Annotated in this window: 12 protein-coding genes; 9 read left to right on the forward strand and 3 right to left on the reverse strand. The window is 50.7% G+C overall.

Going from position 1 to position 16,177, the window contains the following annotated elements:
- Positions 1–181 precede the first annotated feature (181 nt).
- On the reverse strand, positions 182–1,231 hold the full coding sequence (locus tag ACO0LL_RS01970; protein WP_422949208.1) for a GGDEF domain-containing protein: 1,050 nt from the start codon (positions 1,229–1,231) through the stop codon (positions 182–184).
- A 321-nt stretch (positions 1,232–1,552) separates the two neighbouring features.
- Here ACO0LL_RS01970 and ACO0LL_RS01975 point away from each other — a divergent pair, with 321 nt between their 5' ends.
- Together ACO0LL_RS01975 and ACO0LL_RS01980 are read left to right on the forward strand one after the other, a co-directional pair.
- Complete coding sequence (locus ACO0LL_RS01975; protein WP_422949209.1) at positions 1,553–2,173, forward strand: methylamine utilization protein; 621 nt, start codon at positions 1,553–1,555, stop codon at positions 2,171–2,173.
- Positions 2,174–2,229: 56 nt separating this feature from the next.
- Complete coding sequence (locus ACO0LL_RS01980; protein ID WP_422949210.1) at positions 2,230–4,632, forward strand: EAL domain-containing protein; 2,403 nt, start codon at positions 2,230–2,232, stop codon at positions 4,630–4,632.
- Positions 4,633–4,660: 28 nt separating this feature from the next.
- On the opposite strand, the gene ACO0LL_RS01985 is transcribed toward ACO0LL_RS01980, so the two are convergent.
- Entirely contained in the window at positions 4,661–6,373 is a 1,713-nt protein-coding gene (locus tag ACO0LL_RS01985; protein ID WP_422949211.1) for a diguanylate cyclase domain-containing protein, read from the reverse strand.
- A 297-nt stretch (positions 6,374–6,670) separates the two neighbouring features.
- Here ACO0LL_RS01985 and ACO0LL_RS01990 point away from each other — a divergent pair, with 297 nt between their 5' ends.
- The 6 genes from ACO0LL_RS01990 (at position 6,671) to ACO0LL_RS02015 (ending at position 11,519) form a co-directional block, all read left to right on the forward strand.
- Positions 6,671–7,840 carry a tetratricopeptide repeat protein gene (locus ACO0LL_RS01990; protein WP_422949212.1) on the forward strand — a complete coding sequence of 390 codons (1,170 nt, stop codon included), beginning with the start codon at positions 6,671–6,673 and terminating at the stop codon, positions 7,838–7,840.
- Positions 7,841–7,933: 93 nt separating this feature from the next.
- The gene (locus ACO0LL_RS01995; RefSeq protein ID WP_422949213.1) at positions 7,934–8,839 is read left to right on the forward strand and encodes a DUF3034 family protein; all 906 of its coding nucleotides are present in this window, start codon (positions 7,934–7,936) and stop codon (positions 8,837–8,839) included.
- 79 nt (positions 8,840–8,918) lie between these two features.
- Entirely contained in the window at positions 8,919–9,323 is a 405-nt protein-coding gene (locus ACO0LL_RS02000) for a group I truncated hemoglobin (protein ID WP_422949214.1), read from the forward strand.
- Positions 9,324–9,492: 169 nt separating this feature from the next.
- The gene (locus ACO0LL_RS02005; RefSeq protein WP_422949328.1) at positions 9,493–10,341 is read left to right on the forward strand and encodes a DUF3034 family protein; all 849 of its coding nucleotides are present in this window, start codon (positions 9,493–9,495) and stop codon (positions 10,339–10,341) included.
- 33 nt (positions 10,342–10,374) lie between these two features.
- Positions 10,375–10,824 carry a group I truncated hemoglobin gene (locus tag ACO0LL_RS02010; protein WP_422949215.1) on the forward strand — a complete coding sequence of 150 codons (450 nt, stop codon included), beginning with the start codon at positions 10,375–10,377 and terminating at the stop codon, positions 10,822–10,824.
- 23 nt (positions 10,825–10,847) lie between these two features.
- Positions 10,848–11,519 carry a methylamine utilization protein gene (locus ACO0LL_RS02015; protein WP_422949216.1) on the forward strand — a complete coding sequence of 224 codons (672 nt, stop codon included), beginning with the start codon at positions 10,848–10,850 and terminating at the stop codon, positions 11,517–11,519.
- A gap of 60 nt (positions 11,520–11,579) precedes the next feature.
- On the opposite strand, the gene ACO0LL_RS02020 is transcribed toward ACO0LL_RS02015, so the two are convergent.
- Positions 11,580–12,488, reverse strand: coding sequence for a collagenase (locus ACO0LL_RS02020; RefSeq protein WP_422949217.1), 909 nt, complete (start codon positions 12,486–12,488; stop codon positions 11,580–11,582).
- Positions 12,489–12,898: 410 nt separating this feature from the next.
- Between ACO0LL_RS02020 and ACO0LL_RS02025 the strand changes: the two genes are divergently transcribed.
- Complete coding sequence (locus ACO0LL_RS02025; protein WP_422949218.1) at positions 12,899–15,688, forward strand: TonB-dependent receptor plug domain-containing protein; 2,790 nt, start codon at positions 12,899–12,901, stop codon at positions 15,686–15,688.
- Positions 15,689–16,177 lie beyond the last annotated feature (489 nt).

A 16,177-nucleotide genomic window follows, 5' to 3' on the forward strand; every position in this document is an offset into this window, starting at 1 on the left:
AAATTGATCGTTACCTGACAACTGTCCCGCACAAAAAATAATGGCGCTGCAACACTGCAGCGCCATTTTATTAATTAATTCATTAATTAATCACTCAACTCATTCATCAACGTATTTATCAACTCATTCATCAACTCATTCATCAACTGAGCTGTCAAACAAGAGCAGACCAAACTCAGTCTTAAAAGAATTCAGCGGTATCGTTAGACACTTCAGTCTTCAAATCGCCGCTGGACACCAACTCATCATAAAAACACGTGCGGTTACGGCCATTAGACTTGGCGAAATACAGGGCCTGGTCAGCCCGGCCCACGATGGCGACGGCAGGTTCAAATGGATCTATGCGGGCATAGCCTATGCTGATGGTGACCGTGCCAACCTGTGGGAAATAATGCTGTTCCACATTCTGGCGGAAACGCTCGAAAATGGTATTGGCATCTTCCTGCGAAGTCGAACGCAGCAAGATGACGAATTCTTCGCCGCCAAAACGGAACAGGCGGTCTGAGGGACGGAAAGAACTACGCAAGAGATTGGCGATGAGGATCAGCACTTCATCCCCATACAAATGCCCGAACTGGTCATTCACACGCTTGAAGTGATCAATATCAAGCACAGCCAGCCAGTGCTGGCGCTCAGGCTCATGGCTGCGGCGTTCTTCTTCTGCACGCTCGGCTTCTGTGCTGGCTTGCTGCTGCAAGGCACTGCTGCGCAAAACCTTGGAAAAATTATCGTCGAAAGTCTTGCGGTTCAGCAAACCTGTCAGTGAGTCGCGCTCGCTGTAATCAAGCAGGTTCTGGAAATTGCGATAGACAATCAGCATGCCGTTGACGACTTCCATCGCCGTCGTGGTGTAATTGGCGGGCTTGTAAATTTCGAGACAAGTATGCAATTTGTCATTGATCCAGATCGGCAGCCAAATGATTTTGCCGCCTTCTATGACTTGCTCTATGATTTGCTGCTTCTGCGCAATACCCTCTTTCAATTGAGGATAAAGTTCGATGGAATCATGAGAAGCAGGGGATGCCTGGGTTTCGTCAGCAATCGCGACATTGTCGTTTTCTATGCTGATATGGGGTTTGATGAAGACTTGCTGACCAACAGAAACCACATCCAGCACCCGCGCCGACTCCGCGTTGGTCAATTGACGCAGCGCAGTAATTACTGAAATATTCAGTAAGTCATGATCGCGATGCCCGGTAATTTCTACCAGGTGTTTAATGATTGATTCCATGCCCCGTATTCCTGCATCTTCCTGCCGATTCCAGCCGATCCTTGCATAAATTACCAGTACGAACTCGCCAGCTACAATTCACCACACGCAAGCACTGTGCGCAAATTGCCCTTATACAATAGTATAACAATTCAGGGCTGGCTTTACCTGATATTCTGCAAACAATTCATCCAGAGACATATTTTTACAAAATTGCACGAAATATGCGTCAAGCCCTATTTGCAAATAGTGTAGGCATTCATGCAGGTATCGAACTAAAGTAATCGAACTAAAGTAATATAAGCAAAACTCATTTCAATCATTTTTTGCCAGGGTGTAGCCATGAAACGTTCGCATACCAATTCCTGCATCCTCACCCTGGTCTGTATCGCAAGCAGCCTGATCATGGCTGGAACTGCACATGCCAATTCAAGCATCCAGGTCACAGATGCCAGCGGACAGGCTGTGCCGGATGCGGTGGTCTATGCAGAACTTGTTGGCAGCCCGCAGATTACCAAGTCAGCCACTGCGGAGATTCAGCAAAAAGACAAGAAGTTCATGCCCTTCGTGACGGTGATACAAACCGGCACTTCGGTTTCCTTTCCCAACAACGACACGGTCAGGCATCACGCCTATTCATTTTCCCCGGCCAAGCCTTTTGAATTGAAGCTGTATTCAGGCAAGCCTGCTGCACCTGTAGTATTCGACAAGGCAGGTACCGTTGTAGTTGGCTGCAATATCCACGACCAGATGGTTGCCTATATCCATATCGTCGATACACCCTATTTTGCCAAGACCGATGCTAACGGCAATGCTCGCCTGCCAGCCATTCCCGCTGGTAAATATGTATTGAAAACCTGGCATCCCAAACAACCATCGACGGCAACGGTACAAGAGCAAAATATACAAATCGACAGCAATGGTCCCAGCCTGACGGTAAAATTGAATTACAAGGCGGGTTAATTACAAGGCTGGGTCAGCAGGAGATACTTTTCCCACGCACACCAAGAGGAAAGTTCATGCGTTTGCATAGTTTGGAAAACCGGGTTGTCACTCTTTTCATAGGCTTGCTGTTGACGGTACAACTGGCAGCCTATTTCGCCATCGGCAGTGCCATAGACAGGAACGCCCGTACCTCCGTTGAAGAGAATCTGAAAATCAATGAAAAATTCTTGCAGCGCCTGCTGGATCAGAATGCACAAAAACTCATACAAGGTGCCATCGTCCTCGCCAAGGATTACGCTTTCCGTGAAGCCATAGGTACGCATGATACTGAAACTATCGTCTCTACCCTGTCCAATCACGGCAACCGCATAGGCTCAGACCTGACCATGCTGGTCGGGCTGGACAAAAAAATTACTGCCTATTCGAATACCAGTAAAGCCAGCCGCAATAACAGTGCAAACACTGAACTGAGCAGCAGCCTGCAACAATCGGTTTCTGCACTGATACAAACCGCAGAAAAAACCGGTAGCGCAGCCAGCACCGCGATAGTCGATGGCAAACCTTATCAAATGGTGGTCGTGCCCATCGAAGCACCAGTCACTATCAGTTGGGTCGTCATGGCGATCCCCATAGGCAAGGCTCTGGTGACCGACATGCATGAATTGTCACGCATGCAAATCAGTTTGCTGACCTCTGAAAAACAGGGGAGCTGGCTCGCCAATGTTTCCAGTCTCAGTGATGACAACGCCAACAAGCTGGCCCAGCAATTACCGAGCTCAGACAAACTGGTCAACTACCTGCCCGCCCTGCAAATCGATGAAGACCAGTATAGTGCCCGCATACTCAAACTGGCACAGAATGAACAGTTCAACACCATCGCCGTATTGCAACTGTCTATCAGCCAGGCAGTTGCTCCTTACAAGGAATTGCAGCGCAATCTCTTGCTACTGACGGTACTTGCTGCCGTCGTCGCCAGCATCATCAGTGCCATCACTGCGCGCCGCATTACCGGGCCGGTAAGGCAACTGGCAGAAACTGCACGCAGCCTGGGTGCCGGTGATTACACGGCCACCATCAACGTCAAACAAAAAGATGAGATTGGCGACCTGGCACGTACCTTCATGACCATGCGTGATGGTATTGCCCAGCGTGAAAAAGAAATCAGCCGTCTGGCTTACTGGGACACCCTGACCAATCTGCCGAACCGGGCACTGTTTACCGACATGCTGGAAGAGGCGATTGCCAGCGCACGCTCTCATGAAAAATCCTGCTACGTGCTAATGATGGACCTCGACCGCTTCAAGCATGTGAATGACGTCATGGGACACCGCTTTGGTGATGTCCTGCTGAACCAGGTTGCCATACGCCTATCTGCAGAACTCGGCGCTGGCGGTACCAAACCAGCCCGCCTCGGCGGTGATGAATTTGCCATATTGCTGCCAAATAGCGCGAAGGAAGATGCGCTGGAACTGGCAAACCGCATCTTGCGCTCACTGGAAAAACCCATCTCCATAGAAGACCAGACTGTCGATCTGGGGGCTGGCATCGGCATCGCCGGTTTTCCTGAACATGCGGGGGATGCTCAGAGTTTGCTGAGCCGGGTTGAAGTTGCCATGTATGCAGCAAAACTGAGGCATAGTGGTGCTATCATTTATTCACCCGATATCGACAAATCCAGCCAGCAAAGCCTGTCACTGCTCAGTGAATTGCGGGCAGCGCTGGAACAGCAAGCGTTTCGTCTATATGTTCAACCCAAGGTCGAGCTCGATCATGGTCAGGTGATTGCGGTTGAAGCACTGGTGCGCTGGATACACCCTGAGCGTGGTTTTATTTTTCCCGATCAGTTCATTCCTTTTGCCGAACAGTCTGGCTTCATACGTCAGTTGACGCACTGGGTCATGAACGAGGCAGCGCGGGTTTGTCACATGTGGGATCAGCAAGGCATGCACCTGAAAATCTCGGTGAACATTTCCACCCGTGATTTGCTGGACCAGGATTTGCCGGGCAAGTTTGCCCAGATATTGCAAGACCATGAAGTAAAAGCGGCTTCATTTTGTCTGGAAATCACTGAGAGTGCCATCATGGATGACCCGGTACGGGCCTTCCAGACCCTGGACAAATTGCATGCCATGGGCTTTGAGTTGTCTATCGATGATTTTGGCACCGGCTATTCATCACTGGCCTACCTGAAACGCCTGCCGGTTCATGAACTGAAGATAGACAAATCTTTTGTACTCAAGATGGAAAAAGATATCGACGACACCAAGATCGTCAAATCCACCATAGACCTCGGACACAATATGGGTCTGCGGGTCGTTGCCGAGGGAGTGGAAAATATAGAAGTCATGCATTTGCTGAAAGAGATGGGTTGCGACCAAGCCCAGGGTTATTACATCAGCAAACCCATGCCTTCAACCGACATGCCTGCCTGGCTGGCCAAATGGCAGGAGAAAAACCAGCAAACTACCCAGGCCTGAGTCGGAACTCAAAAGAATCAAAGAACAATCAGGCCAGATGCACGAACTGGCCTGATTTGCGGTCACGCTTGCGGTTATACATACGGCTGTCGGCGATCTTGATGAGGCGCACATAATCACTACCATCCTCAGGGAAGCTGGCCCAGCCTACCGACACACCAACACTGACAACGATGTCTTCCAGCGCAATCGGCTGCTCGACTATATTGCAGATTTTTTCCACGGTATTGTTGATATCAATAGAGCTCTTGGTATCTTTCAGCAGCAGCACGAATTCATCTCCGCCATAGCGCGCGACTTCATCCGTCTCACGTATGGCAGAACGCAAACGCGCAGCAATCACAACCAGGGCCTTGTCACCAGCATCATGACCATGGTTGTCATTGATGTATTTGAAGCGGTCCAAGTCTATGAATAACAGGGTAAAACCTTCACTGGCACCAGGATTTTCCAGGGCCTGCTTTTGCAGGTAATTGATCTGTGTGAACAGGGATTCACGGTTCGCCACCTGCGTCAGCTTGTCATAGCGCAGCTTGTTTTCCATCTCCATGAAAGTCTGCGCCAGTGTGCCTATCTCATCCGTGCGGCGAATTTGCATGCTGGGCATGGGTTCACCGTTACCAAATTTTTCAGCAGCAGAGGTCAGTTTTCGTATATCTCGTATCACGCGCTCGACGATGGTCAAGCCTATGGTGAGAGCAAAGATCACACAGGCCAGGGCAATCACCATACTCTGCATGAAGCCCTGGTTAATACTGCTCATGAAGTCAGCGCGCGGCACGGCAACTACGGTCAGCCAGTTCAAACCCTGCTTGTTACCCAGTGGAGAAATCGCCACGTCAATGGTGCCGTTGCTGAGCTCCATGGATTGCGTCTGGGTAGACTGCAATTTCATGCCGCCTACTCTTTGAAAAGTCTCGCTGATCAGCGGTGTTTTCATGTCGATGGCACGCATGCGTTCAGGCACGCCATTCACCGTGCGCTCAGGCAGTTCCTGTCCAGAGGTGGCGACGATATAGCCATCTGCATCAACGATATAGGCGACGCTGTTCTTGCTGATCTCGAGTTTGCGCAGGAAATTCGATAATTCCTTGAGCGTCAGATCGGTTGCCATGACACCGGCAAACTCATGGTTCTTGTTAAAGACCGATTTTGCCAGCGTGATAGTCGGATAGTGGAAAGAGAAATTATTATAGATTTTTGACCAGACTGGTCTTTCCGAGGTCTGTGCAATCTTGTACCAGGGGCGCAAACGCGGATCAAAATCGTCACTGCGCAAGATGTTCGAGCGGTCACCGACATGACTGACGCGGAAGACCGTGCGTTTGTCACCATCTGGTTCACGCCAGAACAATTGCACCATTTCCCTGGAAATTCGGTAAACACCGACAAAGCGCCCGTCGCTACCGCCGAAATACACGTAGTTGTTAACATCCATGAACAAGCCACTGGCCGCCCAGAATTTTTCTTCCAAGGCTTTCATGTCCGCAGAAAAATTCTGCTCTTTGGGCAAATTGCTGGGGCTGGGTGCGACTGACTCCAGCGCAATCAGGGCGCCATCAAGGTGTTTTTCGGTCGCGAGGTTGATACGGTTGACCATATCGCCAAGTATGCGCTGCGTCAGGGTATAGACGGCATCTGTCCCGGCCTTCATGGAGACCCAGCCTATGGCGGCAGACACCCCTATCACCAGGACGATGATGGGTATCACCAATTCTCGACGCAAAGAAGAACGACTCATACTTGGGCTCAATCAGGCTCAAAAAAAGCGATCGGAAATTCCTGTCCGGTATCCTGCGCTGCTCTACCCCTGCTATTTCAGGCCATACAAGGCGGCAAAATACATTAAGAAAAAATCAGGGGGCTTTAGTATATACCGTTAAAAATTGTTAAAACCAACTTATGTGGCAACACAGAGATTAAATCTTGCGTATTGTGGTAATTGGACTGGCCAAATCAAAGCAAAATACAAAGGCCAGCTTAAATTTCTTCCATTTCTTTTATAAAACGAATCGGTTACTCTGATGAAAAATTTCTTTTGAGCAACCAACATACCATGGACTTATACGCCACCGATAGCGAAGTTACGCAGTTAGAGCAACGCTTGACCGGAACGGTGGTGCAAGAACAACTCGACGAATTGCTGACACTTGCCTGGCACTTGCGTCAGCGCGACAGTAGCCGCGCCCTGAACCTGTGCGAGCAAGTCAGCAAACTGCTAAATACCTCAAGCAGGATGGATACCGACAAAGCCCTGGTTTATCTGCGCCTGCAATTGATCAGGGCAGAAGAAAAATGGCTGCATGCTGATCTCGACAGCGCGGCAGCCATCATCCAGGCCATATTGCGCCATCCTGACGTGCATCTCGACCCGGCCGCCCTCAGCGATGCCCACCGCATACTGGGCTTTATCTTCTCTGACCAGGGCAAGCATGTCGAATGTGACATCGAAATGGCCATCTCCATAGATGAAGCCAGCAAGGGTGATGATGTCTTGCGCAAGCAATGTACTGCCGCTGCACTGGCCAGGGTTGCTGTCTTGCGTGATGATAAATTAGCCAAATCTTACTTCGACCGCTATTTTGCCTCGAGGAATAGCCCAAAAGAAATCCACCCCGGCCTGGCCGCCCTGATGGATGATTTTCTTGGTTTGTATACTGGCCTGAATGGGCAGCTCGACGAATCGGTTGCCTACCTGAGCAAGGCTTATCAGGCCTGTCTCGATTCTGGTCAGATACGCCGCGCCATCCTGACCGCAGCGAATATAGGTTATAGCTATAGCAAGGCGAGTGATTTTGAAACTGCGCTGGAATGGCTGCAAAAAGCACTGCAACTGGCCAAACCCACAGGCTGGGCACCCAGCATAGGCAATTGCCTGATGCAAATAGGCGACACTTTGCGCAAGATGGGTTCACTCGAGGCGGCAGACCAGATGCTGCATGAAGCACTGGAACAGTTATCACGGCTGACTGGCTCACGCAATTATGCATTGACCATCAGTGTCCTCGCCGATGTTGCGCTGGACAGGCGTGACTATCATCTGGCGCTGAATCTGTTCAGTCAGTTGGCCATGCTGCAAGGTGCGCAGGAGCAGGCTGATTTGCAGGAAGCCGCCAGACAGGGGCAGGCAAAGGCACAAGCCAGACTTAAAACCGCGAGCGCAGAAGCAATAATTCACAAATCTGACACACTTGTTGCAAAGCGTTAATTGGTCTTGTGCAACATCTGACTAACTTGTATAAAGAAACCGGACGCCAGACGCGAGTCCGATTACTTTTACAAGCCTGGAAAAATTGCATTCATGCCTTACCTGAAACCTCTCCTCATTGCTGCTCTGCTGACCAGCTGCATCGCATGCGCCAGCGATGTAATTGCACAAGCCCTGCCTACGCCTGACAAAGGCAAACTGCTGGCTACCGGGGGCGTGATACAACTGGAAGGCGCAGGCGGTGGTGGTCTGACACCATGGGCGACGATTAGCGGTTATGGCAGTGAAGACAGCTATGGCGTCAATGCCCATATCACCCAAGTCAGCACCCAGGACTATCGCCTGCAAGCTGCTGGCGTCGCTATCGGTATTGCCGATAAACTGGAAATGTCACTGGCGACACAAAAATTTACAGGCAGCCTGGCACCTCTCGACAAACTCGAATTGCAACAGGATGTCGTCGGCATCAAACTCAAAGTTGCTGGTGATCTGGTCACGGATCAGGACACCTGGCAACCCCAGGTCGCCATCGGTGCCATGTACAAACGCAATCATGCTGTCAAAGGGCTGGAGGCACTGGGTATCACCAACGTCAAGCAACTGGGTGCTGTCGATGACAGCGGCATTGATTATTATCTGTCGGCCACCAAGCTGATACTCGATCATAGCCTGCTACTGAATGGCACTTTACGTCTTAGCAAAGCCAACCAGATGGGCTTGCTGGGATTTGGCGGCGACAAGCGCAACCATTACCAGTTATTGCCAGAAGTGTCGGTAGCTTACCTGCTCAACCGCAAGCTAGTCGCTGGCGTCGAATACCGCAGCAAACCGCAAAATCTGGCGGTCGATAATGAAAAGGCTTATTACGATGCCTTCGTCGCGTGGTTCCCCAGCAGATCAGTTTCACTGACACTGGCCTATGCAAATCTGGGTGACATTACCATCTTCAATCCAAAGAACCAGCGTGGCTGGTACTTGTCACTGCAAATCGGCAATTGAGAATAAGCGCATGAAATTCATATCACCCATTCCACCCACTCCACCCATTTCCGCACTTGCCTGTTTGCTGTTTGCAGTAATGACAAACATTTCTGCGGTACAGGCCCAGACTACACCACCAACCCTGTATCAGGCGCTGGGTAGTGAAAGCGGTATCAGCCAGATCGTGGATGAAGCAGTCAGCATCGTTCTGCAGGATGAACGCATCAAGGCCAGCTTCAAGGAAACCAATATCCCCAGGCTGGCGCAATTACTGAAAGAGCAGTTCTGCGTCATCAGTGCAGGCCCCTGCAAATACAGCGGTGATGACATGAAAACCGTGCATCAGGGTCTGGGTATCAATGCTGCACAATTCTATGCCCTGGCAGAAGATGTACAGATCGCCATGGACAAACTGGCCATTCCATCCGCCACACAAAACCGCCTGATGGCCTTGCTGGCACCAATGAAACGCGATATCGTTTTCCCCAAGACGCAACCCTGATATTTTATTTTTTTTTTTGCATTAAATCTGAATCTGATTTTCAGTAGTCTCCGTACAAATAGCAGATACACGGTTCCCGTGTGAAATTGCCGCTTGATCAAGAGGAAATATAATGCAAATGAAGAGAAAATTCGTCGCCCTGGCCTTGTCAGGCAGTAGCGCCTTCTGCATGCAGGCCAGTCTGGCCCAGGACATGCTGAAACCTGATATGGGCAAACTGACAGCCACCGGCGGCGTCAGCCAACTTGAAGGTGCAGGCGGCGGTGGCCTGACCCCATGGGCATTAATTACAGGTTATGGTACACGTGACAGTTATGGTGCCAATGCCCATTACACACAAGTCAACACTCAGGACTACAGTCTGAAAACCTATGGCGTCGCGGTCGGCATTGCCGACCGTGTAGAGCTGTCCCTCGCTAGCCAGGAATTCACAGGTTCGCTGGCCCCTTTGAATGCGCTGAATATCAAACAGGATATTTTTGGCGTCAAAGTCAAAGTTGCCGGTGATGCGGTGTATGACCAGGACAGCTGGATGCCACAAATCGCCGTTGGTGCCATGTACAAGCGCAACAAAGGCATAGGCGGTCTCGGTGCACTCGGCATCACCAACGTGAAACAACTCGGCGCCAAGGATGACAGCGGCGTTGATTACTATGTTTCTGCGACCAAGATCCTGCTCGAACAAAGTCTGCTGCTGAACGGTACGGTGCGCATGACCAAGGCCAACCAGATGGGCATACTGGGTTTTGGTGGCGACAAAAAAGACAGCTATAAACCCATGCTGGAAACCTCAGTTGCTTATCTGATCAACCGCAAGCTGGCAGTTGGTGCTGAATACCGCATGAAGCCGCGTAATCTGGGCGTCGATAATGAAAAAGATTATTACGACGTGTTTGTTGCCTGGTTCCCAACCAAGAATGTGTCTGTCACGGCGGCTTATGCAACGCTGGGTGACATCACCATCTTCAATCCAAAAAATCAGCGTGGCTGGTACTTGTCCCTGCAAGCAGGATTTTGAGCGCCCACTGACTATCTATAAAAAAGACCTATCATGAATATTCTCTCCCGCCTGTGCAAAACCATAGCCGCTTCCACTCTGTTTGTCAGTTTGTTTGCCAGCCTGCCTGCGCATGCGCAAACCGGCAATGACGCCCTGTATCAAAGTCTGGGTGGCAAAACCGGCATCAGTACCTTCGTCAATTCCTTCGTCGCCATCGTGCTCGATGATGTACGCATCAACAAGGCTTTCAAGGAAACAGATACAGAAAGACTGGCCAGCCTGCTGACCGAACAATTCTGTGAACTCAGTGGTGGCCCTTGCAAATACAGCGGCCGCAGCATGGCAGAAGCACACAAGGATATGCAAGTCACGAATGCCCATTTCAATGCACTGGCAGAAGACTTGCAGATCGCCATGGAAAAACATGATGTCCCATCTTCAGCGCAAAACAAGCTGATCGCCAAGCTGGCCCCCATGCAACGCCCCATCGTGACCAAGTAAGCAATCTAAAGGCGATAAAAAAGATGAAGCTATTATTTTTGCAAAAGTATCGTACCTTGCTCACCCTGGCGCTGACGGTGACACTGATGCTGGTGGCAAGTTCACCCATGCTGGCACAGGCGGCAAAACTGAATTTCCAGGCAGTCGACAAAAATGGCAATGCCATGAGCGATGTCGTCGTGTATGCGACACCAATAGGCGCGCCCTTGCCAGTCTCAGAAAAAGCCGAGGCCACCATATCGCAAAACGATATGCAGTTTTCACCGTATGTGACGGCGATACGCACAGGCTCACAAGTCAAATTCCCCAACTATGACAAGATGGAACATCATGTGAAGTCTTTTTCGGCAACCAAGGAATTCGAGATCAAGACTTATGAACGTGGCGTGATGCCACCACCCGTGATCTTCGACAAACCCGGCATCGTCATCGTCTATTGCCTCTTGCATAACTGGATGCGTGCCTATGTGCTAGTACTGGATACGCCCTACTTCGTCAAGACGGATCAGAACGGTGCTGCCACGCTGGATAAACTGCCAGATGGTAATTACGAAATCAAGGCCTGGCATCCAAATCTTGGCAGCATCAAGCCGCCACTGAGCCAGACTGTCAAAGTCAATGATCAGGCAACGCCGGTCAAATGGCAGTTTGATTTTGTGCCTGTTCCAAGAAAATCGAAATCTGCTGGCTACTGAGATCTAGCTGCTTGAAAAATGAAGCCGGGCGCGAGTGCCCGGCTTCATCCCAACTACGCTTTAGCCAAGGCTATCCAGCCAGGCGGCAAACTCTTTATCCATGCCTGTACCCCATGATCTGACCAGAGATTGATAGCGCGGGTAGTCACCACTGCGTGTGAACACCAGCATCTGCTCTATCTCTGGCCTGTGCTTTTCCATCATGAAGCGCACTGCCAGATAACCCCAGCTATAAATCCTCCCTGTGCCATTATTGTTTTCATAGCCAGTATCGAATAACTGGCTCAGTGCATAAGTCTTTTCTCCCGCAGCTTTGATCGCAGCCGGATTATCCTTGCCCCTGGAAACATACTCAGCAATGCCTTCAGTCCACCACACCAGATAAGGTGTCAGTGGCGCAGGCTTGGCGCAGTTTTCTGGTGGCGCATGCGAGTCATGCAGATTCGCGCAAAAGTCACCATAGAGATTGAAACGACCGTCGAGGTAATGCACATATTCATGGCCGAGATTGAGTATGCTGCCATCTTTTTTCTGGTTGGCGACAAACTCGGCCTGGTTGCCTGGTCTATCAGGATAGCCTTCCAGATACATGCCACCGTTATTGGTCGGCATATCAAAATGCTGGGTCGCGTATTTTATGAAGTCTTCCTTGGACTGGTAGATATTGGCTCTGAGGCTACCGTTATGATCATCCTTTACCGGCTTGCCTGCGGTACCGAAAATGCCATGAAACTGTTGTTCAAGCGCGCCCAGCATCTCGCAAGACTTGCGTTCATCTTCCGGCGTCAATGCCTGTGAACGCAGGTTCAGCGTAGGGCTGCACTGATGCACATGCGTCAGTACTTTTTGTATTTCCTGGTCACGCGCAAGATCACGCGAATCACGTGCCTGTTGTGGGTTGCTGCTGCAAGCGACCAGGCCCAGAGCCAGCAAAGGCAAGGCCAGCATCCCATTATTTCTGAATTTCAACTCCGTCTCCTTTTTTCATTTCTCTACTGCAAAACAAGATTGCATCTTGATATCAGCGCGTTGTAAATACGCCGCAAATATTTTATAAATATACCTTAAATATATTTATATTGGTACATTTGAGTCCCGCCGGAATATGGATTTCTTTTTCCCCGTCCTGATTCTGGTGGCAAATGGCCAGCTCATATCCTTGGCAAACCTCACTGCTGTCAGAGGCTAAGCAGTGTGAACACCGGACGTGAGCTGGTAGCAAATAAAGAGAAGGCTGGCCTTGCCCTGTCACAAAAAGGCGAGAACCAGACCCGGAAGATATCCATACACATGCAGATGCAAAGTGAATTGGAAATGGCTGTTCATTCGAGGGATTGAATAGTGAGACAGAGGGCAACCTCAAAACTATGGAGCATATGTTGAAAACTTTACCCAATATGAAAAAATCCGCACTGGCCATTTCCCTGGCATTGATCGGACTACAAAGCAGCTATGCACAAGATGCTGCACCGGTACAAAAAGTGGTTGTAACCGGTTCGAATATCAAACGTCTGGACAGCGAAACTGCATCGCCAGTGCAAGTCCTGACCCGTCAGGAAATCATGGACAGCGGTGCCAATACGGTCAAGGACATTCTCGACAATCTTAGCAATAATGACCGCAGTGCCATCAGCGACCTTGGTGGTGCCAACTCCTGGGCCAGTGGTGCATCGGGTGTATCGCTGCGCAATCTCGGTTTGTCTGCAACGCTGACCTTGCTGAATGGCCGCCGCCTGCCCAGCTATGGTTTTGCTGACGGCTTGCAAGCCACCTTCGTGAATATCGATGCGATACCGGCGAATGCGATAGAACGCATAGAAATCCTCAAGGACGGTGCCTCAGCGATTTATGGTTCTGATGCGGTGGCGGGCGTCATCAACATCATTACGCGCAAAGACTTCAAGGGCGTGACCCTGAATGCCAGCGCCCAGCAATCACTGCGCAACAGCATGCTGAACAAATCCCAGACAGCCTCCATCACGGTAGGTGCTGGCGACATGGAGAAAGATGGCTACAATGTCTTTGGTCATCTGGAAGCTTATCACCGTGGCGCTTACAAAGACCGTGACATCTTTCCACAACTGCCGGACTGGTACCTGAAAATGAATCCGGACCGCGCCGCGCTGTCGACCGGCTCTTATCCCGGCAACTATACCGGGCGTTACCCAGCCAATTATGCAGACGCAAGCCTCGCGGGCAAATCTTTCACGACTGCTGCCCCCGGTTGCGCACCCGAATTGCTGATCGGCGGCCTGTGCCGCTATGACTACTGGAAAGACAGCGATGCCAATCCCGCAGCCGACCGCATTGCCTTCTTCAGCATGGGCAGGAAAAAATTGGGCGACAACCTGACCGGTTTTGCCGAAGTCAATTTCTCGAACACCAAGAGTACTTACTATACCTCAGTCCCGCGCTCGAATATCACGGGCGTTCCGCTGACCTGGTATGACTCCATCAAGGGGCAGATGCAGTATTTTACCGACCCGCAATTACCGGTTGGTCACCCTTTCAATCCTTATTCTTTCCCGGTAGGTTTGAATTATCGCTTTGCCGATAATCCCGAGATGTTCAAGAACGTCGGTGAGGCAAAACAATATCGTGTACTCGTTGGCCTGGAAGGCACGCATCTGGGCTGGGAATGGGATGGAGCGATAGGCCGCATGAGTTCTACCGCAACCCAAAAGCAGCACCTGTACCGCGACCGCTATGCTTACTACGATGCCATCGTCAAGGGCGAATATAAATTTGGCGCAACAAACTCGCAGGCAGTACTCGACAAGATGTTTCCGGAAATGGGTTCGCACGGCACCTCTACCCAAACCTTTTTGGACTTCAAGGCTTCACGTGAATTGATGGCTCTGGGTGGCGGCCCCCTGCAACTGGCCACCGGCTTTGATCTGCGTCATGAAACTTTTGAGCAAGCCAGCAGTGATAATGTATTGAATGCGCAAATCGTGCAGTTCAGCGGTGTCTCCATACAAGGCTCACGCAATGTCGGCGCCGCATTTGCTGAATTGAATGCACCGTTCACCAAACAGCTGGAAGGCAGTTTCGCCCTGCGCGCTGACAAATCCGGCACGACAGAAGCAGCGGTAGTTCCAAAACTTGGTCTGTCGTACAAAGCCACGGATTTTCTGATGTTGCGCGGTACCGCAGCGGAAGGCTTCCGTGCACCGAGCTTGCCAGAGACAGGCAACGGCGGCGCATCCTGGTTCAACAATGGTTACCTCGATCCCAAACGCTGCGCCATGGCGACGCAAATGTCTGATGCCCTGAAAAAAGGCAATTCCATTGATCAGGCCAATGCCAGTGTTGCTTATAACCTCGGTTGCTCGGTCAGCTTCCCGGCACGTGTCTTGCCGAACAAGGATTTGAAACCAGAAAAATCCAACAGCTTCACACTCGGTCTGGTCTTGCAGGCGACCAAAGACACCAGCATCACCATCGACTATTACAACATCAAACGCCGTGATGAAATCTCTGTACTCGGTGTGGATGAGACTCTGGCGAATGAAGACAAAAAAGCCGGCCTGGTTGAACGTGGCGTGATGACAACCCAGGATATTGACCTGGCCCAGCGTGCATCCGAGTTGGCAGGTAAACCACTGGGCTTCGCCATCGGTCCTATCGCCACCATCGGTGCGCAATATGCGAATCTGACCAAGACCAAAGTTGCCGGTGTCGATGTTGATGTCAACAGCAAATGGAACCTGGGTAGCGCAGGCAAGCTCAGTACCGGTCTGGAAATGAATTACCAGACTGATTACCGTAGCTGGAGTTCATTCACCAATGACTATAGCGAAAACTATGTAGGCCGTCGTGGCGTACCAAAAATCCGCGCCATCGCCAAACTTGGCTGGGCCAACGGCGACTGGAACGCAGGCACCCGCATCTACTACACCAGCGGTACAACATTGAGCTGGGGTGACCTCGACAGTGCCAACACTGAACAAGGCTGCCTGGACCGTGGCGTCGCCGTCGATCAGTGCAAGATCGCTGCCGACACCACGGTTGATTTCTCGCTCAATTACAAAGGCTGGAAAAACACGCTACTGACCATGAACCTGTTCAACGCCTTCAACCGCGAAACCGTCATGCAGATGCGCCCAGGCAGCCCATTGCCTTTGCGTGGACGTGTGCTGAAATTGTCGTTTGAGCATAAGTTTTAAGGTAGTGATTTAAAAATATCAAAGGCAATCGCATTAAGGTCCAGAAAGGTAAATCAACCGTTTTTGACCTTGGGGTTGTCTTTGATTTTGCTTTTGACTTTTTGCAGTTCCCATGTGTCGATGCCTTTGCTGCAAGGCAGAAAATGGAAAAAGAAGAGCCGCTGTTTGAGCGAAGCGAGTTTCGGATCTTCCCATTTTTTGACTTGCAGCAAAGGGGCCCCCTTTAGGGGGCAGCGACGCCTGGGTCGCCTTCTTTGGCTTACTTTTCTTGGCGAGACAAGAAAAGTGAGTAGCTGTCGGGCTACCCCCGACCGGCAATCGTAAATTACGTGTAAGCGTATTCCGCAAAACAAATGCTCAAAACACGACGAATCTAAAATTAATATACCTAACAGTACGCAACGAACGCCACTGGAGCGCCAGCCCGGTGGATTCCAGCCAAAAACATGCTGGAATGACGCCATTAAAGATACGGTCTATCGAGAATCG

This window comes from Undibacterium sp. TC4M20W, assembly GCF_049340245.1.
Taxonomy (GTDB): Bacteria; Pseudomonadota; Gammaproteobacteria; order Burkholderiales; family Burkholderiaceae_D; genus Undibacterium.